At 70.4% G+C, this 24,589-nt stretch carries 26 protein-coding genes; 15 read left to right on the top strand and 11 right to left on the bottom strand.

All coding sequences use genetic code 11. The features are described 5' to 3' along the window. Window positions 1–3 precede the first annotated feature (3 nt). Both ACYVKR_RS21735 and ACYVKR_RS21730 read right to left on the bottom strand, forming a co-directional pair. Window positions 4–1,002, bottom strand: coding sequence for an aldo-keto reductase family protein (locus ACYVKR_RS21735; protein WP_460483062.1), 999 nt, complete (start codon window positions 1,000–1,002; stop codon window positions 4–6). Window positions 1,003–1,021: 19 nt separating this feature from the next. Then, a complete protein-coding gene (locus ACYVKR_RS21730) occupies window positions 1,022–1,750 on the bottom strand; it encodes a MarC family protein (RefSeq protein ID WP_460483061.1) in 729 nt (242 codons plus the stop codon). A gap of 92 nt (window positions 1,751–1,842) precedes the next feature. On the opposite strand from ACYVKR_RS21730, the gene ACYVKR_RS21725 reads away from it, so the two are divergent. From ACYVKR_RS21725 to ACYVKR_RS21705, 5 genes are all read left to right on the top strand, one after another. Further along, window positions 1,843–2,262, top strand: a complete 420-nt coding sequence (locus ACYVKR_RS21725) for a glycerate kinase (protein ID WP_460483060.1) — start codon at window positions 1,843–1,845, stop codon at window positions 2,260–2,262. A gap of 183 nt (window positions 2,263–2,445) precedes the next feature. Further along, complete coding sequence (locus tag ACYVKR_RS21720; protein WP_460483059.1) at window positions 2,446–3,384, top strand: branched-chain amino acid aminotransferase; 939 nt, start codon at window positions 2,446–2,448, stop codon at window positions 3,382–3,384. A 5-nt stretch (window positions 3,385–3,389) separates the two neighbouring features. Next, on the top strand, window positions 3,390–3,596 hold the full coding sequence (locus tag ACYVKR_RS21715; protein ID WP_460483058.1) for a zinc-finger domain-containing protein: 207 nt from the start codon (window positions 3,390–3,392) through the stop codon (window positions 3,594–3,596). Window positions 3,597–3,630: 34 nt separating this feature from the next. Next, window positions 3,631–4,440, top strand: coding sequence for a glycosyltransferase family 2 protein (locus ACYVKR_RS21710; protein WP_460483057.1), 810 nt, complete (start codon window positions 3,631–3,633; stop codon window positions 4,438–4,440). Continuing rightward, on the top strand, window positions 4,437–5,717 hold the full coding sequence (locus ACYVKR_RS21705) for an O-antigen ligase family protein (protein ID WP_460483056.1): 1,281 nt from the start codon (window positions 4,437–4,439) through the stop codon (window positions 5,715–5,717). The genes ACYVKR_RS21710 and ACYVKR_RS21705 overlap by 4 nt, the downstream gene beginning before the upstream one ends. Before the next feature lie 75 nt (window positions 5,718–5,792). Here the strand turns inward: ACYVKR_RS21705 and ACYVKR_RS21700 are convergent, their stop codons facing one another. After that, window positions 5,793–6,848 carry an NAD(P)H-dependent flavin oxidoreductase gene (locus ACYVKR_RS21700; RefSeq protein ID WP_460483055.1) on the bottom strand — a complete coding sequence of 352 codons (1,056 nt, stop codon included), beginning with the start codon at window positions 6,846–6,848 and terminating at the stop codon, window positions 5,793–5,795. After that, entirely contained in the window at window positions 6,832–7,716 is an 885-nt protein-coding gene (locus tag ACYVKR_RS21695; RefSeq protein ID WP_460483054.1) for a LysR family transcriptional regulator, read from the bottom strand. Before ACYVKR_RS21695 ends, ACYVKR_RS21700 begins: the two co-directional genes overlap by 17 nt. A 71-nt stretch (window positions 7,717–7,787) precedes the next feature. On the opposite strand from ACYVKR_RS21695, the gene ACYVKR_RS21690 reads away from it, so the two are divergent. The 7 genes from ACYVKR_RS21690 (at window position 7,788) to rbsD (ending at window position 15,057) form a co-directional block, all read left to right on the top strand. Then, window positions 7,788–9,032, top strand: coding sequence for a YbfB/YjiJ family MFS transporter (locus tag ACYVKR_RS21690; protein WP_460483053.1), 1,245 nt, complete (start codon window positions 7,788–7,790; stop codon window positions 9,030–9,032). Between the two features lie 108 nt (window positions 9,033–9,140). Further along, window positions 9,141–10,094, top strand: coding sequence for a sugar ABC transporter substrate-binding protein (locus ACYVKR_RS21685; protein ID WP_460483052.1), 954 nt, complete (start codon window positions 9,141–9,143; stop codon window positions 10,092–10,094). 18 nt (window positions 10,095–10,112) lie between these two features. Beyond that, a complete protein-coding gene (locus ACYVKR_RS21680; protein ID WP_460483051.1) occupies window positions 10,113–11,666 on the top strand; it encodes a sugar ABC transporter ATP-binding protein in 1,554 nt (517 codons plus the stop codon). A gap of 5 nt (window positions 11,667–11,671) precedes the next feature. After that, complete coding sequence (locus tag ACYVKR_RS21675) at window positions 11,672–12,658, top strand: ABC transporter permease (RefSeq protein ID WP_460483050.1); 987 nt, start codon at window positions 11,672–11,674, stop codon at window positions 12,656–12,658. A gap of 13 nt (window positions 12,659–12,671) precedes the next feature. After that, window positions 12,672–13,709: a LacI family DNA-binding transcriptional regulator gene (locus ACYVKR_RS21670; protein ID WP_460483049.1), complete on the top strand. Its 1,038-nt coding sequence runs from the start codon at window positions 12,672–12,674 to the stop codon at window positions 13,707–13,709. After that, window positions 13,706–14,659 carry a ribokinase gene (rbsK, locus tag ACYVKR_RS21665; protein WP_460483048.1) on the top strand — a complete coding sequence of 318 codons (954 nt, stop codon included), beginning with the start codon at window positions 13,706–13,708 and terminating at the stop codon, window positions 14,657–14,659. The genes ACYVKR_RS21670 and rbsK overlap by 4 nt, the downstream gene beginning before the upstream one ends. Continuing rightward, window positions 14,656–15,057 carry a D-ribose pyranase gene (gene rbsD, locus ACYVKR_RS21660; protein WP_460483047.1) on the top strand — a complete coding sequence of 134 codons (402 nt, stop codon included), beginning with the start codon at window positions 14,656–14,658 and terminating at the stop codon, window positions 15,055–15,057. The genes rbsK and rbsD overlap by 4 nt, the downstream gene beginning before the upstream one ends. A 104-nt stretch (window positions 15,058–15,161) precedes the next feature. On the opposite strand, the gene ACYVKR_RS21655 is transcribed toward rbsD, so the two are convergent. The 3 genes from ACYVKR_RS21655 to ACYVKR_RS21645 all read right to left on the bottom strand — a co-directional run bounded on the left by ACYVKR_RS21655 (window position 15,162) and on the right by ACYVKR_RS21645 (window position 18,623). Then, window positions 15,162–16,379, bottom strand: a complete 1,218-nt coding sequence (locus ACYVKR_RS21655; RefSeq protein ID WP_460483046.1) for a sensor histidine kinase — start codon at window positions 16,377–16,379, stop codon at window positions 15,162–15,164. Window positions 16,380–16,447: 68 nt separating this feature from the next. Continuing rightward, on the bottom strand, window positions 16,448–17,176 hold the full coding sequence (locus ACYVKR_RS21650; RefSeq protein WP_460483045.1) for a response regulator: 729 nt from the start codon (window positions 17,174–17,176) through the stop codon (window positions 16,448–16,450). A gap of 112 nt (window positions 17,177–17,288) precedes the next feature. Further along, the gene (locus tag ACYVKR_RS21645) at window positions 17,289–18,623 is read right to left on the bottom strand and encodes an MFS transporter (RefSeq protein ID WP_460483044.1); all 1,335 of its coding nucleotides are present in this window, start codon (window positions 18,621–18,623) and stop codon (window positions 17,289–17,291) included. Window positions 18,624–18,686: 63 nt separating this feature from the next. Here ACYVKR_RS21645 and ACYVKR_RS21640 point away from each other — a divergent pair, with 63 nt between their 5' ends. Next, window positions 18,687–19,385: a helix-turn-helix domain-containing protein gene (locus ACYVKR_RS21640; protein ID WP_460483043.1), complete on the top strand. Its 699-nt coding sequence runs from the start codon at window positions 18,687–18,689 to the stop codon at window positions 19,383–19,385. Window positions 19,386–19,422: 37 nt separating this feature from the next. Further along, on the top strand, window positions 19,423–20,361 hold the full coding sequence (locus ACYVKR_RS21635; protein ID WP_460483042.1) for an EamA family transporter: 939 nt from the start codon (window positions 19,423–19,425) through the stop codon (window positions 20,359–20,361). A 35-nt stretch (window positions 20,362–20,396) separates the two neighbouring features. On the opposite strand, the gene ACYVKR_RS21630 is transcribed toward ACYVKR_RS21635, so the two are convergent. Together ACYVKR_RS21630 and pyrF are read right to left on the bottom strand one after the other, a co-directional pair. Further along, window positions 20,397–21,377, bottom strand: coding sequence for a Bug family tripartite tricarboxylate transporter substrate binding protein (locus tag ACYVKR_RS21630; protein WP_460483041.1), 981 nt, complete (start codon window positions 21,375–21,377; stop codon window positions 20,397–20,399). 19 nt (window positions 21,378–21,396) lie between these two features. Then, entirely contained in the window at window positions 21,397–22,224 is an 828-nt protein-coding gene (pyrF, locus tag ACYVKR_RS21625) for an orotidine 5'-phosphate decarboxylase (protein ID WP_460483040.1), read from the bottom strand. A gap of 87 nt (window positions 22,225–22,311) precedes the next feature. On the opposite strand from pyrF, the gene ACYVKR_RS21620 reads away from it, so the two are divergent. After that, window positions 22,312–23,217, top strand: a complete 906-nt coding sequence (locus tag ACYVKR_RS21620; protein WP_460483039.1) for a DMT family transporter — start codon at window positions 22,312–22,314, stop codon at window positions 23,215–23,217. Window positions 23,218–23,253: 36 nt separating this feature from the next. On the opposite strand, the gene ACYVKR_RS21615 is transcribed toward ACYVKR_RS21620, so the two are convergent. Continuing rightward, complete coding sequence (locus ACYVKR_RS21615; RefSeq protein ID WP_460483038.1) at window positions 23,254–23,823, bottom strand: FlgO family outer membrane protein; 570 nt, start codon at window positions 23,821–23,823, stop codon at window positions 23,254–23,256. Further along, window positions 23,820–24,449, bottom strand: a complete 630-nt coding sequence (locus tag ACYVKR_RS21610; RefSeq protein WP_460483037.1) for a hypothetical protein — start codon at window positions 24,447–24,449, stop codon at window positions 23,820–23,822. The genes ACYVKR_RS21615 and ACYVKR_RS21610 overlap by 4 nt, the downstream gene beginning before the upstream one ends. Window positions 24,450–24,589: the final 140 nt, after the last annotated feature.

Below are 24,589 nucleotides of genomic sequence, written 5' to 3'. Positions count from 1 at the left end.
GGTTCAGCGGCCGGACTCCCACAGGTACGCCGGGTCGTTGAAGCCCGGTGTCGACGGGTGGCCGGGCGTGACCAGGCCATCGATGAAGGCCTCGTCGTCCGGCGTGAGCGCATAGTCCACTGCCGGCGCATAGTCCTGCCACTGCTGCAGCGTGCGCGGCCCGGCGATGACGGCGCTGACCGCGCGGTGCGCCAGCACCCAGGCGGTGGCGAACTGCGCGGCCGACAGGCCCCGCTCGCGCGCATGCTGCTGCACCTGCTGGGCGATCACCAGCGACTCGGGGCGGAACTCGGTCTGCATCATGCGGCGGTCCTGGCGGCCGGCGCGACTGTCTGCCGGCGGCTGCTGGCCGGGCAGGTACTTGCCGCTGAGCACGCCGCGCGCCACCGGGCTGAACGGCACCACGCCGATGCCATGGTGCTGGCAGGCGGGCAGGATGTCGGTCTCGGGCCCGCGGTTGAGCAGGTTGTAGTAGGGCTGGCAGACCACGGGGCCCGGCATGCCGAGCTGGCGCGCCAGGTGCGCCGCCTCGGCGATGCGCCAGCCGCGGAAGTTGGAGAGGCCCCAGTAGTGGATCTTGCCGGCGTCGAGCAGCGCCTTCAGCGCGTACAACGGCTCTTCCAGGTTCAGGCCCACGTAGTCGCGGTGCAGGTAGAGGATGTCGATGTGCCCGGTCTGCAGGCGGCGCAGGCTGGCCTCGGCCTCGCGCAGCACCCAGGCGCGCGAGTAGTGGCCGTGGTTGGGCCGCTCGTCCATGGCGTTGCCGAGCTTGGTGGCGACGATCCAGTCGTCGCGCTGGCCCTGCAGCAGCCGGCCCAGCATGGATTCGGAGCCGCCCTTGCTGTAGACGTCGGCGGTGTCGATGAAGTTGACGCCGCGCTCGCGCGCATCGGCCAGGATGGACGCGGCGGCGGCCTCGTCGGTCTGGTCGCCGAACATCATCGTGCCCAGGCACAGCGTGGACACCTTGAGCGGGCTGCGGCCCAACTGGCGGTATTGCATGGAAAGCTCCTTGGTGAGGTCAGCGCGGGCGCACGCCCGATTGCCTGAACGCCTCCAGCACGCCGTGCTCGATCGCGTCGCTGACCAGGTTGGCCATGCCGCTCCAGGCGATCTGTATGCCCAGGCACAGCAGGATGAAGGCCGAGATGCGCAGGAAGACGATGGTGCCGGTCTCGCCCAGCGGCTTGAGCACCTTGTCGGCGTAGCGGTTGCACAGCAGGATCACCACGCCCACCGCGATGGCGCCGATGGTGGCGCCGATCACGTTGACGACGGTGACGGCGGGCGCGCGGTCGATCAGGCTCACGCCCACGGTGATGGTCGCGGCCAGGCTGCCCGGCCCGTAGGTGAGCGGGAAGGTCAGCGGGTAGAAGGCGCGGCGGCGCGCCGTCTCGGGGGTAAAGGCATCGGCCAGCTTCTCGCCCGTGCCTTCGGACGAGCTGGCGTTGATCATGTTCCAGCCGATGTAGGCCACCAGCAGGCCGCCGCCCACGCGCACGATGTCGATCGACAGGCCGAACACGTCCAGCATGTACGAGCCGACCAGCATGAAGAAGATGGTGAGCAGCGTGACGTTGATGGCGATGCGCGTGGCCAGCCGCCGGCGGATGGCGGGCGAGGCGCCCTCCGTCAGCGTGAGGAAGACCGCCGAGGCGCTGACGGGATTGAGGATGGGCAGCATGGTGGCCGCCACCAGCAGAAAGCTCTTGCTGAACGCGGCGAACAGGGTGGCAAAGCTCAGGGACATGCGGTGAAACTGGAGGGTGGAGACGGGCTGCTGCCGCGAGTGTAGGAGAAATTGCCGCCCCTGCTGCCTGCCGCATTGCACAATAGCGCCCCATGAATGTGCGAAACCTGTTGATTCCGCTGGGCCTGCTCGTCCTGCTGTGGGCGGCCTACCAGAACTACCAATGGATGGGCGTGTTCGCCGTCTCCGGCGGCATCGTGATGTGGCTGCTGCTGCACTTCACCCGCCTGCTCACGGTGATGAAGCGCGCCTCCGACCGGCCCATAGGCTATGTGGGCAGCGCCGTCATGCTCAACGCCAAGCTCAAGCCCCGCCTGCCGCTGGTGCATGTGGTGGCCATGACACGCTCGCTGGGCGAACGCCAGTCGCCCGAGGGCGAGGAGCCCGAGGTCTACCGTTGGCGCGACGGCACCGAGTCCACCGTGACCTGCGAGTTCGTGCAGGGCCGGCTCACGCGCTGGACGCTGGAGCGCCCGCAGCCGCCGGCCGATGCCACTGTAGGTAACCCATGAATTTGCTGCCTATTTTTGTAACATTTCCGGGAATCGGCGTATATCCTAGCGCCCGACCCTGAGGGCTTTGTCACAAAGGGGGCCAACGGCTCGTAAAATCAGGCCCACTTCACCCCACCCGGCCGCCCGGGTGCCCGCGACCTCCGTGGGCGCCGGGCGGCTTTCCACCACCATAGGTATGCCATGAACGTTGTCCCCTCCATGTCCGACCGCGACGGCAAGATCTGGATGGACGGCCAGTTGGTCGACTGGCGCGACGCCAAGATCCACGTGCTCACGCACACGCTGCACTATGGCTGCGGCGCCTTCGAGGGCGTGCGCGCCTACCAGACCGCCGACGGCGGCACGGCCATCTTCCGCCTGCAGGACCACACCAAGCGATTGTTCAACAGCGCCAAGATCCTGCGCATGCAGATCCCGTTCACGCAGGACCAGGTGAACCAGGCGCAGATCGACGTGGTGCGCGCCAATGGCCTCGAGTCGTGCTACCTGCGCCCGCTGACCTGGATCGGCGACCGCAAGCTGGGCGTCAGCCCCAAGGGCAACACCATCCACCTGATCGTGGCGGCCTGGGCCTGGGGCGCCTACCTGGGCGAGGAAGGCATGAAGCGCGGCATCCGCGTCAAGACCAGCAGCTACACGCGCCACCACGTGAACATCACCATGAGCCAGGCCAAGGCGGTGAGCAACTACACCAACTCCATCCTGGCCAACACCGAGGCGCTGGACGACGGCTACGACGAGGCCGTGCTGCTGGATGCAGCGGGCTTCGTGTCCGAGGGCTCGGGCGAGAACATCTTCGTGATCCGCGACGGCGTGGTCTACACCCCCGACCTGTCGGCCGGCGCGCTCAACGGCATCACGCGCAACACCGTGTTCCACATCTGCGAGGACCTGGGCCTGAAGGTGGTGGAAAAGCGCATCACGCGCGACGAAATCTATATCTCGGACGAGCTGTTCTTCAGCGGCACCGCGGCCGAGATCACGCCGATCCGCGAGATGGACCGCGTGAGCATCGGCTCGGGCGAACGCGGCCCGATCACCGAGAAGATCCAGAACGCATTTTTTGACATCGTGAATGGGCGCAATCCCAAATACGCCCATTGGCTGACGAAAGTTTGATCACCATGACGCAGGCAGTTGTAGAGTTATTGGCCAAGGACCTGAATGCCCAGGGCGGCGTGTTCTGCCCCAGCCCTAAGGCCGACATGAAGCTGTGGAACAGCCACCCCAAGGTCTACCTGGACGTGGGCCACAGCGGCAGCGCCAAGTGCCCGTACTGCGGCACCGAGTACCGCCTGAAGGCCGGCGAACACTTCCAGGGCGGCCATTGACGCCGGGCCTGATCTGAGCAGCCATCGAGGGCATGTGTCGTCCACTCCCACTGCTGAAACCGCGCAGGCTCCCACGCTCACCGTCGCCATCCTGACGCTGAACGAAGAGCAGAACATCGAGGCCTGCATCCAGAGCGCCTCGTTCGCCGATCAGATCGTCGTGGTGGACAGCGGCAGCACCGACCGCACGACGACCATCGCGAGCAGCCTGGGCGCCCAGGTATACCGGTATGCCGACTGGCAGGGCTTTGCCGTGCAGCGCAACCGGCTGCTGGCGCACGCCTCGGGCGACTACGTGTTCTTCCTGGACGCCGACGAGACCATCTCGCCCGCCTTCCAGCGCGAGTTGCAGGACATCGTGCGCTCGGGCGAGCAGGCGGTGTGGATGATCCGCTGGCGCATGGTCGCCTTCGGCCAGGAGCTGAAGTACCTGCGCTCCACCTCGAAGGTGGAGCGCTTGTTCTGGCGCGGCCTGCTGCGCGAGTACACCGGCGTGGTGCACGAGGAGGCCCAGCTCGCCCGCGACGGCGTGGCGCGCCACCTGATGCACACGCCGCTGCTGCACCACTCGCGCGACACCGTGCACTCCAGCCTCGAAAAGCTCACGCAGTACGCGATGCTGGGCGCGGCCAAGCGCGCCAAGCTGGGCAACCAGCAGGGCGGCATCCTGCGCGGCATGGCCGCGGGGCTGGCCATGTTCCTGCGGCTCTACATCCTGCACCTGGGCATCCTGTGCGGCGGCGCGGGCTTCCTGTACTGCATGTTCGTCGCGCTCGAGAGCTTCTTCCGCTACGTGGCGCTGGCCTACGACCGTCCGCACCTGAGCGAGGACGTGCGCCGATGACGCTGCCGCGCGCCGCCGCTGCGGCGGATTCGTCCTGGGCCGGCCGCGCCACCCAGCTGGCCACCTTTCTGGTGCCGGGGGTCGCGCTGAGCCTGCCCTCGGGCTATTCGTGGGGGCCGGCGCTGCTGGTGCTGACGGCGCTGGTCTTTGCGCGCCGCTGGTGGCCGCTGCCCTGGGACGGCCGCGCCAAGGTGCTGGCCGCGCTGTTCGCCGCCATGGGCGTGCTGTGGGCGCTGAGCTTCGACGGCTGGGCGCTGGCGCAGCGCAGCGACCAGTTCTACAAATACCTGCTGGCGCTGGCTGCGCTGGGCCTGGTGCAGTGGCAGGCGCCCCAGGTGCGGCCGCTGGGCTGGGGCCTGCTGGCCGGCGCGCTGGGCGCGGGCGCCGTCGCCGTGGTGCAGTGCGGCTGGCTCGATCTGTCGCGCGCCAACGGCTTCACCAACGCGATCCAGTTCGCCGGACTGGCCTTCGTGCTCACGCTGGGCTGCTGCTTCGGCGTGATGCTGCTGTGGCGCTCGCTGGCGCTGTGGCAGCGGGCGCTGGGCGCGCTGTGCAGCCTGGCCGGCGTGGTGGCGGTGCTGCTGTCGGACACGCGGGGCGCCTGGATCATGGCGCCGCTGGTGCTGGGCCTGGGCGCCGTGCTGCTGTGGCGCTGCGGCCTGCGCAAGCAGGTGCTGGCCGGCCTGGCCTGCCTGGTGGTGGTGGTGGGCGCGCTGGGCCTGCTGCGCGGCGCCGACATCGAGCGCCGCTACGACCTGGCGATGAACGAGGTCAGCCAGTACGAGCAGGCCGGCCACGCCAACACCTCGGTGGGGCAGCGGCTGGCGCACTGGAAGCTGGCCTGGGACATGGGCTGGGAGCGGCCGCTGACCGGCTGGGGCATGGAGGGCTACCGGCAGGAGAAGGCACGCCGCGCCGCGGCCGGCAGCGTCGATCCCTTCGTGCTGAATTTCGACCACGCGCACAACGAGCTGCTGGACCAGTTCGCCAAGCGCGGCCTGGTGGGCGTGGCGCTGATGCTGCTGTTCTACGGCGTGCCCATCGCCATCTTCTGGCCCACGCGGCGGCGCATGCTGGCCTGCGGCCACCAGCCCATGGACCGGCAGATCCTGTTCCTGCGCGTGCTGGGCGTGATGCTGCCGGTGAGCTACGCCGGCTTCGGGCTGACCCAGGTGTTCTTCGCCCACAACAGCGGCCACCTGTTCTACGTGTACCTGCTGGTGCTGCTGCTGGGCGCGCTGATGGGGCGCGAGAAGGCGCTGCACGCCCGGGGTTGACGCTCTCCTTTTAAGAGCTTTTAGCGCAAGCTACACGGGGTTTTCAAATAGAAAACTATTTGAAATCCTTATCCATCAATCGCAAGCAGCTACGCTTTTCGAAAGCTCCTGCTCCAGCAGGGCCAGCAGTTCGGCCGCCGGCATCGGCCGTGCCTGGGCCACGCCCTGGCCGGCCCACAGCGACAGGTACTGCGCATCACCGCGCTGGGCCGCGAGCCGCCGCAGCGGGCCGGTGAGCGCGTTCTGCACCGGGTACGGCGGGATCGCGGCCTCGTCGGGCGTCAGCGCCTCCATCATCGCGTTGACGATGCCGCGCGCCGGGCGGCCGCTGATGGTGCGCGTGGTGCGCGTGTCGGTGGCCTGGGCGCCGGCCAGCGCCGCGCGGTAGGCGGCGGGGATGCCCGCCTCGGGGCACACCAGGAAGGCCGTGCCCATCTGCACCGCCTGCGCGCCCAGGGCCAGCGCGGCGGCGATGCCGGCGCCGTCCATGATGCCGCCGGCCGCGATCACCGGCACCGACAGCCGCCGCGCGCAGTCGCGCACCAGCGGCAGCGTGGCCACCATCGACGAGGCGTAGTCCGCCAGGAAGGTGCCGCGGTGCCCGCCCGCCTCGCTGCCCGAGGCGCAGACCGCATCGGCGCCCACGGCCTCCCAGGCCAGCGCCTCCTGCACCGTGGTGGCCGTGCCGATCACCGCGCAGCCGGCATCATGCAGGCGCTGCACCTGGCCCGCCGTGAGGATGCCGAAGGTGAAGCTGGCCACCGCCGGGCGCAACTCGACCAGCACGTCGAGTTGGGTGGTGAGGTCCTCGCACCACTGCACCGGCCGCGCGGGCTCGGCATCGAACTTCGCATACAGCGGCGCGAGCCGCCGCATCGCCGCCGCCACCAGCGCGGCCTCGGGCGCGGGCGTGGGCTGCACGAAGAGGTTGATCGCGAACGGCTGGTCGGTGGCGGCGCGCACCGCGGCAGCCGCCTCGCGCATGGCCTGCGGCGAGCGCATGCCGCAGCCCAGCGAGCCCAGTCCGCCGCCGGCCGAGACGGCGGCCGCCAGCGCGGGGGTGTCGGAGCCGGTCATCGGCCCCTGGATGATGGGCAGGCGCAGGCCCAGGGTGTCAAGCAGGCGGGGCATGGTTTTCTCCGATGGTTTGCAGACAGGACAGCAGCGCGTCGAGCGCCGGCGACTGGTAGCCGGTGCGGCGCAGCAGCATGGTGGTGCAGGACGGCAGCGGCACGGTCTGCACCGGCGACGCGTCGCGCATCAGCTCCAGGATGATGCGCGGCGCCACGGCCACGCAGCCGCCGGCGGCCACGCAGGCGACGATGGCGTGGTACGAGGCCAGCTCCAGCACCGACCAGCGGCCGGCGCCGTCGCCATGCACCTCGCGCATCCAGGCCTCGCCCAGGCGGCGGTAGGTGCAGCCCTCGGTGAAGGCCGCCAGCGTGGAGACGGCCAGCGGCCGCGCCGCCGGGTCCGCGCCCTGGGGCAGGATCATGCACAGCGGCTCCTCGTACATCGGGGTGAGGACCAACGGCGCATCGGCGGCGATGTCGGGTGCGGGCCAGGCGACCAGCGCGGCATCCAGCTCGAAGGACAGCACCCGCTCCACCAGCTGGCGCGACGGCGCGGTGGACAGCTCCAGCGCCACCTGCGGCCAGGCCTGGTGGAAGCGCGCCAGCGGCTGCGGCAGCCGCGCGGCGGCCGTGCTCTCCATCGAGCCCAGGCGCAGCCGCCCCTGCGGCTCGCCGGGCTGCAGCGCCTGGCGGGCCTCCTCGGCCAGCGCCAGCAGGCGCGTGGCATAGCCCTGCAGCAGCGTGCCCTGCGGCGTGAGCACCATGCGCCGCGCCTCGCGCACGAACAGCGGCACGCCCAGCGACTCCTCGAGCTGCTGGATGCGCGTGGTCACGTTGGACTGCGCGCGCGCCAGTTGCTCGGCCGCGCGCGTGATGCTGCCGGTCTGGGCGACCTGCAGGAAGATTTCGAGGGAGGGTAGATCCATGGTGCTGGCGCAAAATATCTTTTTTTGAGATGATAAATTAATATTCAATCTCAAATCAAGATTTTTCAACCATGACCACCCTCGCCACCACCCGCCACGGCGCCTGGCGCCAGCAGCCCGCCATCGTGGCCGTCACCGGCATGCTGTCGCTGGCCGCCGCCCTGGGCATAGGCCGCTTCGCCTTCACGCCGCTGCTGCCGATGATGCTGCACGACGGCGTGCTCACGCTGGTGCAGGGCAGTTGGCTGGCGATGACCAACTACCTCGGCTACCTGCTCGGCGCCGTGCTGTGCACCGCGCTACCCTGGGTGGCGCCGGGCTTCGTGCGGCGCTGGCACCCGGCGCGCATGGTGCGCTGGGGGCTGGTCAGCTGCATCGCGCTGACGGCGGCGATGGCCTGGCCCATTCCCGCCGCCTGGCCGGCGCTGCGCCTAGTGGCCGGCGTGGTGAGCGCCGTGGTCTTCCTGAACGCCACGCAGTGGTGCATGACCCAGCTGCAGCTGCTGGGCCGCCCGACGCTGGGCGGCATGATCTTCTGCGGGCCGGGCATGGGCATCGCGCTCACCGGCCTGGCCACCAGCGCCATGGTCGCGCAGCACTGGAACGCGGCCTCGGGCTGGACGGCCTTTGCGGTGCTGGCCGTGCTGCTCGCGCTGCCGGCCATGGCCATCATCCAGGGCCGGCACGAGCCGGCAACGGCCGCGCCGGCCACCGGCGGCGCCCCCACGCCGCCCCATGCCGAAGGCCCGTGGGACCGCGCGCTGCTGACCGCCGCCTACGGCCTGGCGGGCCTGGGCTACATCGTGACGGCGACCTTCCTGCCGGTGATCGCGCGCACCGCGCTGCCCGGCGGCTCGGTCTGGCCCGACCTGTTCTGGCCCCTCTTCGGTGTCGGCGTGATGGCGGGCGCCTACCTGTCGACCCGCCTGCCGGCGCGCTGGGACCGGCGCCGGCTGCTGGTGGCCAGCTACGGCATGCAGGCCGGATCGATCCTGATCTGCCTGCTGCTGCCCACGCGCACCGGCTTCGCGCTCAGCAGCCTGCTGCTGGGCCTGCCGTTCACCGCCATCACCTTCTTCGCGCTGCAGGAGGCACGGCGTATCTGGCCCGGGGCAATCAGCAGCTTTCCCGGGCTGATCACCGCGGCCTACGGCGTGGGCCAGATCGTCGGCCCGCCGATGGTGGCCTGGTGCCTGGCGCACAGCGCCAGCGAGCAGCAGGGCTTTTACTACGGCCTGGGCGCCGCGGCGCTGGCGCTGGTGGCCGGCATGGGGCTGTACGGCGTGATGCTGCTGCGCCATCCGCCCCGCCCCTAGGCAGCGCAAAAATCAGGGTAAATACGGTACGCAAACGTTTGCGTACCCCTAAAATTCGCCAACCTCCGGCATTGGGCCGTTTGTCGTATTTCTACCCTGGAGACTTCCATGCGCATTGCACGCCGTTCCCTTGCTGCCGCCATCAGCCTGTCGCTGGCTGGCGCCTGGCTCGCCACCCCGGCCGTCGCCGCCGACAAGCCCAAGGTGGCGCTGGTGATGAAGTCGCTGGCCAACGAGTTCTTCCGCACCATGGAAGACGGCGCCAAGGCGCACCAGAAGGCCCATGCCGCCGACTACACGCTGCTGACCACCGGCATCAAGAACGAGACCGACACCGCCGCGCAGATCAAGATGGTCGAGCAGATGGTGGCCCAGCGCGTGCAGGCGCTGGTGATCGCCCCGGCCGACTCGAAGGCGCTGGTGCCGGCCATCAAGGCCGCCACCGACAAGGGCGTGCTGGTCATCAACATCGACAACCGCCTGGATGCCGACGCGCTCAAGAGCAAGGACCTGCTGGTGCCCTTCGTCGGCCCCGACAACCGCGCCGGCGCCAAGCTGGTGGGCGACTACCTCGCCAAGAGCCTGAAGGCCGGCGACAAGGTGGCGATCGTCGAAGGCGTGTCCACCACCTTCAATGCGCAGCAGCGCACGCTGGGCTACCAGGACGCGATGAAGGCCGCCGGCGCCACCGTGGTGGGCGTGCAATCGGGCCAGTGGGAGATCGACAAGGGCAACACCGTGGCCGCCGGCATGCTGCGCGAGAACCCTGACCTCAAGGCCATCCTGGCGGGCAACGACAGCATGGCGCTGGGCGTGGTGGCCGCCGTCAAGGCCGCGGGCCGCACCGGCAAGGTCGAGGTCGTGGGCTACGACAACATCGCCGCGCTCAAGCCCATGCTCAAGGACGGCCGTGTGCTGGCCACGGCCGACCAGTTCGCCGCCAAGCAGGCGGTGTTCGGCATCGAGATCGCGCTCAAGGCCCTGGCCGAGAAGAAAAAGCAGGCCGAGCTGCCCGCCGAGGTCAAGACCGACGTGGCCCTGGTCACCAAGGACAGCAAGTAAGCCCTGGCTGAGCGGCCCATGAGCGATACCAGCCCCTCCATCCGCCTGGCGCTAAGCGGCATCGGCAAGGACTACGGCCAGGCCACGGTGCTGGCGGACGTGAGCCTGCAGCTCGCCGCCGGCCAGGTGTTGGCGCTGACCGGCGAGAACGGCGCGGGCAAGAGCACGCTGTCCAAGATCCTGTGCGGGCTGGAATCGCCCACGCACGGCACGCTGGCGCTCAATGGCCAGCCCTTCCGCCCCGCGTCGCGGCGCGACGCCGAGCGCCACGGCGTGCGCATGGTGATGCAGGAGCTGGGCCTGATCCCCACGCTGTCGGTGGCCGAGAACCTGCTGCTCGACCGCCTGCCACGCCTGCGCTGGCGCGGCGGCTGGCTCGACCGCCCGCGCCTGCTGGCGCTGGCGCAGGCGCAGCTGGCCAAGATCGGCATGACCGACATCGACCCGGCCATGCCGGTGTCGCAGCTGGGCATAGGCCAGCAGCAGATGGTGGAGATCGCCCGCAACCTGCAGGACGGCACCCAGGTACTGGTGCTCGACGAGCCCACCGCCATGCTCACGCCCAAGGAAACCGCGCACCTGTTCGCACAGATCGAGCAGCTCAAGGCCCGTGGCGTGGCGCTGGTCTATGTGTCGCACCGGCTTGAGGAGTTGCAGCGCATCGCCGACCAGGTGGCCGTGCTGCGCGATGGCCGCCTCGTGGATGTGCGGCCCATGCAGGGCGTGCAGGAGCGCGAGCTGGTCGAGCGCATGGTGGGCCGCGCCGTGCAGGACAACGAAGGCCGCCCACGCCGCGCCGCAGGGCCACTGCGCCTGTCGGCCCGCCACCTGTCGCGCGGCCAGGCGGTGAAGGACGTGAGCCTCGACCTGCATGCGGGCGAGATCCTGGGCCTGGCCGGCCTGGTCGGCTCGGGCCGCACCGAACTCGCGCGCCTGCTGTTCGGCGCCGATCGCGCCGACACCGGCGAGATCCAGCTTTTCGACGCCGGCAATACACAGCCCACGCACCGCGCCAGCCCCAACTGGCCCAGCCCCATGGCCGCGATCCGCGCCGGCATCGGGCTGGTGACGGAAGACCGCAAGTCGCAGGGCCTGCTGCTGGCACAGTCCATCCGCGTCAACACCACGCTGGCCGGCGTGCGCCAGGTGGCGCGCGCGGGCTGGCTGCGGCTGGCGCACGAGCGCGCCGTGGCCCGCCAGTGGGTGCAGCGGCTGCGCGTGCGCTCGCAAAGCGCCGAGCAGCCCGTGGCCACGCTCAGCGGCGGCAACCAGCAGAAGGTGGTGTTCGCGCGCTGGCTGCACCAGCCCTGCGAGGTGCTGCTGCTCGACGAGCCCACGCGCGGCGTCGACGTGGGCGCGCGCGCCGACCTGTACCACGAGATGGACCAGCTGGTGGCCGACGGCAAGGCGCTGCTGATGGTCTCCAGCGACCTGCGCGAGCTGATGGCCATGTGCGACCGCATAGGCGTGATGCACAACGGCCGCCTCGTCGCCACTTTCGAGCGCGGCGCCTGGAGCGAACAGCAGCTGCTGGCCGCCGCCTTCGGCAATGCCCTGCCCCACAACCCCTGAATCCCATGCCATCGACTGACACCCTGCCCCCATCCCCCACCCCGCGCGCGTCGCTGCAGGGCGCCTGGGGCACCTACCTGGGCCTGCTGGTCGTGCTGCTGGGCATGATCGGCCTGTTCAGCGCGCTGAGCGACTATTTCTGGAGCGCCGAGACCTTCGTCACCATCGCCAACGAGATCCCTGCGCTCGCGGTGATGGCCGTGGGCATGACCTTCGTGCTCATCATCGCCGGCATCGACCTGTCGGTGGGCTCGGTGCTGGCGCTGTCGGCCGCGGTGGCGGCGCAAGCCATCCTGCAGTGGGGCCTCAACCCCTGGCTGGCCGGCCTGCTGGGGCTGCTGACCGGGCTGGCCTGCGGCACCGTCACCGGCGCCATCTCGGTCGCCTGGCGGCTGCCGAGCTTCATCGTCTCGCTGGGCATGCTGGAGGCCCTGCGCGGCTCGGCCTACCTCGTCACCGACTCGCGCACGCAGTACGTGGGCGATGCCATCTCGGGCCTGGCTGCGCCGGTGGTCGATGGCGTATCCACCGCCTTCATCCTGGCCGTGGCCATCGTCGTGCTGGGCCATGTGGTGCTCACGCGCACGGTGTTCGGCCGCTACGTGATCGGCATCGGCACCAACGAAGAGGCCATGCGCCTGGCCGGCATCGACCCGCGCCCGATCCGCATCGCCGTGTTCGCCCTCACCGGCCTGCTGGCGGGGCTCGCGGGCCTGATGCAGTCGGCGCGCCTGGAGGCCGCCGACCCCAATGCCGGCACCGGCATCGAGCTGCAGGTGATCGCCGCCGTGGTCATCGGCGGCACCAGCCTGATGGGCGGGCGCGGCTCGGTGCTGGCCACCTTCTTCGGCGTGCTCATCATCGCCGTGCTCGAGGCCGGCCTGGCCCAGGTGGGCGCCAGCGAACCGAGCAAGCGCATCATCACCGGCACGGTGATCGTGGTCGCCGTCATCATCGACACGCTGCGCCAGCGCCGCGCCGCGCGCCACTGAGCCACCCGCCGCCATGACCAGCATCAAGGACGTTGCGCGCCACGCGGGGGTCTCGGTCACCACCGTGTCGCACACCCTCAACGGCACGCGCGCCGTGCAGGGCGACACGCGCGAGCGCGTGCTGGCTGCCGTGCAGGCGCTGGGCTACGTGCCCAGCGCGGTGGCGCGCAGCCTCAAGACCCAGGCCACGCACACCATCGGCATGCTGGTGCCCAGCAGCGCCAACCCCTATTTCGCCGAGCTGGTGCATGCCGTCGAGGACGCCTGCTTCGCCGCCGGCTACGCGCTGCTGCTGTGCAATACCGAAGACCAGCCCGAGCGCCAGCGCAGCTACCTCGACGTGCTGGCGCAAAAGCGCGTGGACGGGCTCATCGTGGCCTCGACCAGCGACGACGCCGCCATGTCGCAGACGCTGGCGCGCACCCGCCTGCCCATGGTGCTGATCGACCGCGCCATCGCCGGCCTGGCCTGCCCCTGCGTGCAGACCGACCATGCCCTGGGCGCGGCGCTGGGCACGCGCCACCTCGCCGCGCAGGGCCACCGCCGCATCGCCTGCATCGCCGGGCCCGTCGCGCTGCAATCGAGCCAGCAGCGCGTGCAAGGCTGGCAGGACGCGCTGGCGCAGCTGGGCCTGCCCGCCGCCGCGCTCGAGGTGGGCGACTTCAGCGTCAACAGCGGCTACCAGGCCATGCAGCGGCTGCTGCAGGCGCCCGTGGCCCAGCGGCCCAGCGCGGTACTGGCCTGCAACGACCTGATGGCCATGGGCGCGCTGCGCGCCGCGCACGAGGCCGGCCTGGCCATCCCCCGCGAGCTGGCCGTGCTGGGCTACGACGGCATCGAGCTGGCCAGCTACACGCACCCGGCCCTCAGCACCGTGGCCCAGCCCACCGCCGCCATGGCGCAGCGCGCGCTGGCGCTGCTGCTGCAGGCCATGCGGCCCGGCCATGGCGAGTCCACCCCCTCCGCCCAGCCCCCGCAGCCCGAGCTGCTCGCGCCCACGCTGGTGGTGCGCGAAAGCTCGGCCGCCCCGTTTTCCGAAAGCCAGCCTTGACCCCTCCCACCTCTCCTGCCGCACCGCGCATCGTGGTGCTGGGCAGCCTGAACATGGACCTGGTGCTGCGCGTGCCGCACATGCCGCAGCCGGGCGAAACACTGCTCGCCCACGGCATGGCGCACATCCCCGGCGGCAAGGGCGGCAACCAGGCCGTGAGCTGCGCGCGCCAGGGCGCGGCGACCACGCTGCTGTCCTGCACCGGGCGCGACGCGCACGGCGACACGCTGCTGGCCGCGCTGGCGCAAGACGGCATCGACACCCGCCACATCGCGCGCCACCCCAGCGAAGGCACCGGCCTGGCCGCCATCAGCGTGGACGACAGCGGGCAGAACCAGATCATCGTCGTGCCCGGCGCCAACCAGCACCTCGACGTGCCCGAAGCCCTGCTGGCGCCGCTGCTGGCCGGCAGCGCCTATGTGGTGCTGCAGTTCGAGACGCCCCTGGCGCAGGTGGACCGCGCCATCCGCGTGGCGCGCGCGCAGGGCTGCCGCGTGGCGCTCAACCCCTCGCCCATGCAGGCGCTGCCCGCGCACTGGTGGCCGGCGATCGACCTGCTGGTGGTCAACGAGACCGAGGCCGCGCAGCTGCTGGGCAGCCCCATCGCCAGCCCGGCGCAGGCCGCCGCGGCGGCGCAGCAGCTGCGCGCGCGCGGCGCGGCGCAGGTGGTCATCACGCTGGGGGCGGACGGCGCGCTGGCGGCCGACGCCCAGGGCGCGCGCCTGCACCAGGCCGCGCGCGTGCAGGCGGTGGACACCACCGCGGCCGGCGACACCTTCCTCGGCGCCCTCGTCACGCAGCTGGCCCAGGGCCAGGGGCTCGACGGCGCCACGCAATGGGCGATCCGCGCCGCGGGCCTGTGCGTCACGCGCGCCGGCGCCCAGCCTTCCATTCCCACCCGCGCCGAAGTCGACGCGCACACGCAGGCCACGGCCTGGAGCCCCCTATGAAACGCACCCCGCTCTTGCATGCAGAACTCTCGCAGATCATCGCCGCCATGGGCCATGGCGACCTGCTGGTGATCGGCGACGCCGGCCTGCCCATACCGCCGGGCGTGCGCCGCATCGACCTGGCGCTGACGCGCGGCGTGCCCACGGTGTCGCAGGTGCTGGAGGCCGTGCTGGCCGAGCTGCGCGTGGAGCAGATGCTGCTCGCGCGCGAAAGCCTGACGGCCCGAGGCGCGCTGCCGCTGTGGCTGCAGCCGGATGCGCCCTGGCTGCCCGAGGCGCCGACGCTGCTGTCGCACGAGGAGTTCAAGGCCCGCAGCCGCCAGGCCTGCGCCGTGGTGCGCACCGGCGAGTGCACGCCTTACGCGAACATCGGCCTGGTTTCGGGCGTGGTGTTCTAGGATTCAAAAAACAGAGCTGCTTGCGCTTTCTACGCCTTGAATTCAGATGCATTCAGCACTGAAATCAAGCAACAGCAAGCGCCAGCAGCTATCTTTTTGAAAGCTCAGGCCAGCGGCAGGCGCAGCACGAACACCGCGCCGCCGCCTTCGCGCGCCTCGCAGTGCACGTCGCCCTCGTGGCGCTCGGCGATCGAGCGCACCAGTGCCAGACCCAGGCCCACGCCGCCGTGCTTCTCGCTCGCGCCGGGCATGCGGTAGAAGGGCTCGAAGATGCGCTCGCGCTGCTCCAGCGGCACGCCCGGCCCGCGGTCGGCCACGCGGACCTCGGCATGCCGGCCCTGGCGCGACAGCGTCAGCTCGATAGGGCCCGAGCTGTAGCGGCGGGCGTTCTCCAGCAGATTGCGGATCGCGCGGCGCAGCAGCTTGGAGATGCCGCGCACCTCCAACCCGTCGCCCTGCACCTCCAGCTCGGCATCGACGCGTGCCGTCTCCTCGGCGCACAGGCCGATCAGGTCGATGGTCTCGGTCGTGCCCACGTCCACCTCGCGCACGTCGAGCCGGCTGGCCAGCAGGATCTCGTCGACCAGCTGGTCCAGCTCGGTGATGTTGCGCTGGATCTCCTGCTTGAACGCCGGCGAGGGCTTGCCGCCGTCCATCAGCTCCAGCCCCATGCGGATGCGCGTGAGCGGCGAGCGCAGCTCGTGCGAGGCGTTGGCCAGCAGCGTCTTGTGCGACTTCACCAGGGTTTCGATGCGCGCCGCGGCCGCGTTGAACTGGCGCGCCAGCTCGCCCACCTCGTCGTCGCCGTTCAGGTGCACGCGCACCGACAGGTCGCCGTCGCCGAACTGCTTGACGCCGTTGCGCAGGCGCTCGAGCCGCATCATCATGCGGCGGATGATGGGGAACACCCCCACGGCCACGACGATGCCCACCAGGCCCAGCATCCACAGGAAGCCGAACGGCGGCCGCGTCCAGAACGCCCAGGGGCTGCGCAGGTTGGGCGGCGGCGGCCGGTGGCGGCGGTGGTCGCTCAGGCGCGAGACCTCCATCTCGTACGAATGGCCCGCCTCGTCCTCGACCAGGTAGTTCACCTTCTCGCCCGGCGGCCCGGGTTGGCGCACGGCAATGCCCTGCAGCAGCACCGTGCCATCGGGGCGGCGGATGGACAGCTCGCGCGTGGGCGGCTGCATGGGGATGGCGTTCTCTTCGGCCGCCACCTGCCAGGCCCAGCCCACGACCAGGATCAGCACGGCCACGCCGCCCACCACCGTCAGCCAGATGCGCAGGTACAGGCGCTCGGCGAAGTATTTGTACAACTGCATGGTGGCCAAAGAAAAATATGCCGCCAGCGCCCTACTGGTGAGCGCAAGCCGCTATCAAAATATGAGTTTCAATCCTGCTGCTTGGCGAAGACGTAGCCCACGCCGCGCACCGTGAGGATGCGGCGCGGGTTCTTCGGGTCGGTCTCGATGGCGGCGCGGATGCGGCCCATGTGCACGTCGATGGAGCGGTCGAAAGCCTCCAACTCGCGGCCGCGCACGGCCTCCATGATCTGGTCGCGCGTCAGCACGCGGCCGGCGCGCTCGGCCAGCGTCACCAGCAGGTCGAACTGGTACGAGGTCAGGTCGCAGATCTGGCCGTGCACGCTCACCGTGCGCGCGTCGCGGTCGATCTCGAGGCTGCCGAAGCGCAGCGCCTGGCTGGCCTGCATGGCGGCGGCCATGCCGCCTTCGCGGCGACGCAGGATGGCGCGGATGCGCGCCAGCAGCTCGCGCGGCTCGAAGGGCTTGGGCAGGTAGTCGTCGGCGCCCACTTCGAGGCCGATCACGCGGTCCATGGGATCGCCCTTGGCGGTCAGCATCAGGATGGGCACATGCGCCGCGGCGCCCGCCAGCGTGCGGATGCGGCGGCAGACCTCGAGCCCGTCCATGTCGGGCAGCATCAGGTCGAGGATCACCAGGTCGGGCAGCGGCTGGCCCGCGGGCTCCTGCAGCACGGCCAGGCCGCTGGCGGCGTCGGCCATGTGCGTGACCTGCATGCCCGACTGGCCGAGATACTCGCTCACCATGTGGGCTAGGCGCTCGTCGTCCTCGATCATCAACAGTTGGATGGTGTTCATTGCTCTTGGGGCGGAATCTTGATTGCGGCCATCTTTACATAGAGGATTGGTATGGCCTTGTCCCAGCCGTAAAGTTGGGTAAATCGCTATGGAACAGCCTAACCCATGCAGCTTACGCGGCGCTTGCCGCCACCGGCCGCATGCGCGCCGCCAGCGCCACCAGCACCAGCACCGGCACGCCCAGCAGCGCGGTCGACGTGAAGAACGCGGCATAGCCGTGCGCATCCACGTAGGCGCCCGAGAAGCCTGCCAACCACTTGGGCAGCAGCATCATCATTGAGCTGAACAGCGCGTACTGCGTGGCCGAGTACTGCACATTGGTCAGGCTCGACAGGTAGGCGATGAAGGCCGCCGATGCGATGCCGCCGGCCAGGTTGTCGGCCGAGACCACGCAGATCAGCCCCGTCAGGTCGTGGCCGCGCGTGCTCAGCCAGGCGAACAGCAGGTTGCTCGCTGCCGACAGCACGGCGCCCAGCATCAGCACCCGCATCACGCCGATGCGCATCGACACCACGCCGCCCACGAAGGCGCCCAGCAGCGTCATGACCACGCCGAAGACCTTGCTGACGGCGGCCACCTCCTCCTTGGTGTAGCCCATGTCCACGTAGAACGGGTTGGCCATGATGCCCATCACCACGTCGCTGATGCGGTAGATGGCGATCAGCGCCAGGATCAGCGCCGCATGCCAGCCGTAGCGGCGAAAGAAATCGGCGAAGGGATCCAGCAGCGCGCCGCGCAGCCATTCCTGCGCATTGCGCGCGGGCGCCAGCACACGCGCCGCCGGCTCGGGCGACAGCAGCACGGTGAGCACGCCCACCAGCATCGAGGCCGCCATCACCAGGTAGGCCACGCGCCAGCCCTGCTGCTGGTAGCCGCCGCCGGCCGGCTCGGCCAGCGCCGCCAGCCACAGCACGCCGGCGCCGGCCCAAATCATGGCGATGCGGTAGCCCGTCTGGTAGGTGGCGGCCAGCGCCGCCTGCCGGTCGGCATCGGCCGACTCGATGCGGTAGGCGTCGAGCGCGATGTCCTGCGTGGCCGAGCCAAAGGCCACGGCCAGCGCGCACCAGACCATGTGGTGCAGGTGCGTCTGCGGGTTGGTGAAGGCCATGCCCAGCAGGCCGGCCACCACCAGGCCCTGCGCCAGCAGCAACCAGCTGCGCCGCCGCCCCAGCAGGCGGTGCAGCAGCGGCAGCGGCAACCGGTCAACCAGCGGCGACCACACCCACTTGAAGGCATAGGCTAGCGCCACCCAGCTCAGGTAGCCGATGGTGGCGCGGTCGATGCCGGCCTCGCGCAGCCAGAACGACATCGTGCCCAGCACCAGCAGCAGCGGCAGCCCGGCCGAGAAGCCCAGCGCGAGCATGCGCAGGCTGGCCGGCTCGGCGTAGACGCGCACGGTCTCGCTCCAGGAGCGGCGGGGGGCGGGGGACGTGGAGGATGGGGGCATGGAGGACGATCAACGGACAGGCGCAGCAAATATACCGCGCCGCCGCCAGATAATGGCGATGCCATGAGCTCTGCCGCCCGCCTGCACACCGCCGAATACTCGGTCCGCCACTACGATGGCGAGATGCACGCGCACCAGCACGCCCATGTGCAGATCCTGTACGCGCTGCAGGGCCGCATGGAGCTGGAGGTCGACGGCCGCGCCGCCTTCGTCGACACCGCCAGCGGCGTCGTCATCCCCGCGGGCGCGGTGCACCGCTACCTGGCCCAGCCCGGCAGCGCCATCGCGGTGGTGGACGCGCCCGACCACCCGCTGCTCGCCCGCCTGCAGCGCTTTGCCGCGCCGCCGCCCGCGCTGCGCGCCGCGCCCGGCACCGCGCAGGCGCTGGCCGCCGCCCACCTCGCCTGGCTGCAGCAGGCGCCGCAATTGCTGCCGCGCCGCCAGCTCGACATGCAGGCCATCGCCCGCGCGGTGCAGGCCGACCTGGCGGGCGACTGGCCCACGGCCCGGCTGGCCGCGCTGGTGCCCATGAGCGCGCAGCGCTTCCATGTGCGCTGGCAGGAGCTGGCCGGCGCCACGCCCCAGCAGTGGCTGCGCGGCCTGCGCCTCGATGCCGCGGCTGCGGCGCTGGCGCGCGGCGAGCCGCTGGAGACCACGGCGCTGCGCTGCGGCTACCGCAGCGCCAGCGCACTGGCCTATGCGCTGCGCCGCGACCGCGACACCGGCGCCCGCGCGCTGCGCATGGGCCCGGGCCGCTCCTGAATCTATACTGCAGGGCCGATCCATCCGCCTTGCCCCGATGTCCGCCTCGCCCCCTTCGCTGCGCCCGCTCGACCTGCTCTCCGCCCTGCTCGTGGTGCTGCTGTGGGGCGTGAACTTCGTGGCGATGAAATGGGGGCTGCGCAGCTTCACGCCGTTCCAGCTCGGCGCCGTGCGCTACCTCTGGGCGGCGGTGCCGCTGGTGTTCTTCGTGCGGCCGCCGCGCGTGGCCTGGCGCCATGTGCTGGCCTTCGGCCTGCTGCAGGGTGTGGGGCAGTTCGGCTTTCTGTTCACCGCGCTCCAGGTGGGCATGACGGCGTCGCTCGCCAGCGTGATCCTGCAGACCCAGGTGTTCTTCACCGCGCTGTGGACCCTGGTGCTGCTGCACGAGCGCCCCGGCCGGCCGCTGTTCGCCGGCATGGCCATGGCCGCGCTGGGCCTGGTGTGCTTTGCGCTGAACGAGCTGCAGGCCCACGGCAGCGGCGACACCAGCCTGCTCGGCCTGCTGCTGGTGCTGGGCGGCGCGGCCTCGTGGGCCTGCTCGAACGTGGTGGTGCGGCTGGCGCAGCGCCAGAACGCGTCCTACGACCCGCTGGCCTTCATCGCCTGGAGTAGCCTGGTGCCCATCGTCCCCTTCGTGCTGCTGTCGGCGCTGGTGGACGGCGATGCCGCCCGCTGGCTGCAGGCCGACACCTGGCGCGCCGTGCCCTGGCTGTCGTGGGCCTCGGTGGCCTACCTGGGCTGGGTGGCGACCATCATCGGCTATGGCCTGTGGACGCGGCTGATCCAGCGCTACTCGGCCAACCGCATCGCGCCGTTCAGCCTGTGCGTGCCGGTGGTGGGGCTGACGACCGGCATGCTGGTGCTGGGCGAGCCGGTCACGCGCTGGCAGTGGGCCGGCTCGGCCCTGGTGGTGGCTGCGCTGGTGGTCGTGGTCTGGGGCGGAAAGCTTGGAGCCAAATCAGGCTCCAGCGCTTGATGGACAAGCGCTAATAGCTATTATTTAAATAGCTTTCACTCTTCGATCTTCGCGAACTCGACGATCTTCTGGTACTTGGCCACCTCGGTCTGCAGGTACTTGCCCAGGTCGACCGTGGGCGAGGCCGTCACGTTGCCGGTGGCCTCGAGCCTCTTGCGGAACTCGGGCGACTGCAGCGTGTCGCGCAGCGCGGCCTTGAGCTTGTCCGCCACCGGCTGCGGCAGGTGGGCCGGCCCCATCACCGCGAACCAGGAGTTGATGTCCACCTTCTTGAACTGCGGCAGCTCGGACAGCGCCGGGATATCCGGCGCCGCCGGCGAGCGCTTGGCCTCGGTGGTGCCCAGCGCCACCACCTTGCCGGCCTTGATGTGCGGCAGGCCGCTGGAGAGCACGAAGATGCCGAACTCCAGGTTGTTGCCCACGAGGTCGTTGGTCAGCGGCGCCACGCCGCGGTAGGGCACGTGCGTCATGAACAGCCTGCCGTTCTCCTTGACCATCTCACCGGCCAGGTGCAGCGCCGTGCCCACGCCCGAGCTGCCGTAGCTGAACTTGCCGGGGTTGGACGAGACCAGCTTGACGAACTCGGCCGCGGTCTTCACGCCCATCTTGGGCGAGGCCACCAGCACCATGGGCTGGCTGGCCACCAGGCCGATGGGCGTGAAGTCCTTGAACACGTTGTACTTCACCGACTTGTTGATCAGGTGGCTGATCGCCAGCTCGTTGTTCGCGCCCACCAGCAGCGTGTAGCCGTCGGGCGCGGCCTTGGCCACCTTCTGCGCGCCGATCGCGCCGCCGGCGCCGCCCAGGTTCTCGATCACCACCGGCTGGCCCAGGCGGGTGGACAGCTCGGCGCCCACCAGGCGCCCCACCAGGTCGGTGCTGCCGCCCGGCGGGTAGCCCACGACGATGGTGATGGGCTTGGTGGGATAGGCCTCCTGCGCCAGTGCGGGCGCGGCGGCGCAAGCCAGGACGGCGCAGGCGAGCAGCGCGCGGCGGGTGGGGACGGTGGTGGGCATGAGGAGGCTTTCGGGGATATCAGGCCGTCTTGGCGGCGTTCAGCGTGTCGCGCGTCTGCTGCGCCACGCGGCGCGCAGCCGCGGCAAAGTCGTCGCCCTGCGAGGCATACAGCACCGCGCGGGACGAGTTGATGATGATGGGCCCGCCGCCGATGCTGGCCGCCCGCACCGTGGCCACCGCATCGCCGCCCTGCGCGCCCACGCCGGGGATCAGAAGCGGCAGCGTCGGCGCCACCGCGCGCACGCGCTCGATCTCGCTGGGCCGGGTGGCGCCCACCACCAGGCCGAGCTGGCCATTGGTGTTCCACGGGCCCTGGGCCTGCCGCGCCACATGCTCGAACAGCTGCGGGTTGCCCGGCACATCGGCCAGCACGCGGGCCTGCAGGTCGTCGCCACCAGGGTTGGAGGTGCGGCACAGCAGGAAGGCGCCCTTGCCGTGGTAGGCCAGGTAGGGCTGGATGGTGTCGAAGCCCATGAACGGCGACAGCGTGACCGCGTCGGCGCCGTAGCGCTCGAAGGTCTCGATGGCGTACTGCTCGGCGGTGGAGCCGATGTCGCCGCGCTTGGAGTCGAGGATCACCGGCACCTGCGGCGCCGTGCGGCGCATGTGCTCCATCAGCTTCTCGAGCTGGGCCTCGGCGCCGCGCGCCGCGAAGTAGGCGATCTGCGGCTTGAAGGCGCAGGCCAGGTCGGCCGTGGCATCGACGATGGCGGCGCAGAAATCGTAGATCCGGGAGGCGTCGCCCTTCCAGGCGCCGGGAAAGCGCGAGGGCTCGGGGTCCAGGCCCACGCAGAGCATGGAGTCGTTGTGGGTGCCCGCGGCACGCAGTTGCTCGAGAAATTGCATGGGGTGGGATTGTAAATCGCGGGGCCGCGCAGGCCCATGGCGGCGGGCCGCTGCACGAAACCGGCGGCATGGGTACCATCGGGCCCCATGCCCAAGCTCTCCCAACAACAACTGATAACACTGGTGCTGCTCACGCTGACCTGGGGCGTCAACTGGCCGGTCATGAAACTCGGGGTGCAGGACTTTCCGCCGCTGACCTTCCGCGCCATCTGCATGGTGCTGAGCCTGCCGGTGATGGCCGCGGCGCTGGCGGCGATGAAGGTGCCGTTCCGGGTGCCGCGCGAACACTGGGGCCGCGTGCTGCTGCTGGGCCTGGTCAACATGGTGCTGTGGCATTCGCTGATCATCGTGGCCGTGCCCATGCTGTCGAGCGGCCGCGCGGCCATCCTGGGCTATACCATGCCCATCTTCTCGGCCATGCTGGGCGCCTGGATCTGGGGCGACCGGCTCGCCCCCCGCGCCTGGCTGGGCGTGGGCGCCGCGGCCTGCGGCGTGATGCTGCTGCTGTGGAACGAGTTCGACAAGCTGGGCGGCCGCCCCACCGGCGTGGCGCTGATGCTGATCGGCGCCAGCACCTGGGCCCTGGGCACGCAGCTGTTGCGCCGCGCCACCCTGCCCGTGCCCACGCTGACGCTGGCCTTCTGGATGACGGTGGAGACCACCATCGCGCTCGGGGCGCTGAGCGTGGTCTTCGAGCACGGCCGCTGGCAGGCGCCGCCCGCGTTCACCGTGGGCGCCATCGCCTTCAATGCGCTGCTGGTGATCGGCTTTGCGCAGGTGGCCTGGTTCTACCTGGCGCGCAGCCTGCCGCCGCTGGCCTCGACGCTGAGCGTGATGATGATCCCGGTGCTCGGCGTCTTCAGCGGCGCGATCTGGCTGAACGAGCAGCTGCACTGGCAGGACTGGGCCTCGGTGGCGCTGATGATGGTGGCGATCGCCTCGGTGCTGTGGCCCGCGCAGGCGGACGCGGCCGAAAAAAAAGCCGCCCCGTGACCGGAGCGGCGTGGGCTGCTCTGCGGCAAGCCGCGATCAGCGCGAGTTGCCCAGCAGGCGGTTCACGTCGCGGTCGTTGGGCAGCGCGTAGTCGTAGCCGGTGATGATGCGGCTGTCCTCGGTGCGCACGAGCTTGAGGCTCACATAGGTGTAGCCGGCGGCGGGCGAATAGGTGCCGACCAGCACCAGCACGGCGCGGTGGTTGCGGGCGATGTCGCGCACCTCGCGCGACAGCAGCAGCTCGCCCGTGCCTTCGCGCACATAGACGTCGCCGCGCAGCTTCATTTCCTTGACGTTGAAGCCGCGGGCCGCCATCTGCGTGGCGTACTGCTCGGACAGCGTGCGGCCCAGCGGCGCCGACGTGCCCAGATTGTTGACGTTGACCACCGTGGCCACCAGCACCGGGCCGCCGGCCAGCAGCTGCGGGTCGAGGTTGGCGGTGAGCTTGGCGATGGCGTCCTGGCCGCTGGCCAGGAAGGCGTTGTCGGCGGCCGTCTGGTAGGTGGGCTCGGAGCGCAGCGTGGCGACCGACTGCGCGGGCTGGCTGGAGCAGCCGGCCAACAGGGCGGCCGCCGCGGCGATGGCGAGGGAGGCGGCGCGCATCATTGGTTCACCACCTTCATGCTGACGGCGCGCGGCGGCACGAGGCGGGCGAACTGGCCGGCGACCGCGTTGTCCACGTAGTAGATGTTGGACTTGCGCGCCACGTACTGGCCCTGGCGGGTGACGCCCGAGGTCAGTAGCACCTCGGTGTAGGCCGGGCCGCCGGCGGCGGTGCTGGCGCTGTAGTCGCTGCCCAGCGCTTCGCCAAAGCCGCTGGAGCGGCCGCCGCCGATCTGGGCGTCGCCGTGGTGCAGCACGTTGTGGTGCACGACCTGGGCATCGTAGTTCAGTTCGAGCTGCTGGCCGCCCTTGTCGTAGACGGAGGCACCGCGCTGCACCAGCTTGGTCACGAGCAGTTCGCGGAAGGCGGCGTCGAAGGCGCTCGGGTGCTGGGGCAGCGCCACGTGCATCGGCGTCTTGGGCGACAGGCCGTTGCGCTCCAGCGTGGCCAGGGTCTCGGCGGCCACGTCGTTGGCCATCAGGTCCCAGTGGCCGGCGGCACGTACCTTGTACTGCTGGGGCTGCGGATAGTAGTTGCTGGCGCCGGGGATGGGCGCCTCGGCGCACCCGCTCATTGCCACGACCGCGCTGGCGAGCGCGGCCATCCCTATGGTCTTATACAAAGCCATGTTTTCCCTCCTCTGAATAAAGCATGGGGCAGGCGCATGCGCCTGCCCTGATTCGGCTTCATTCTCCGGGGCCTGCCTTACAAAAACAAGCAAAATTGGCCGCACCCGGTTGCAGGCGCTAGCATTTTGTTGTTTTTGTT

This window comes from Comamonas humi (assembly GCF_054782535.1).
Note: the sequence above shows the minus strand (reverse complement) of the source record. Positions and strands in the feature narration are given on the sequence as shown.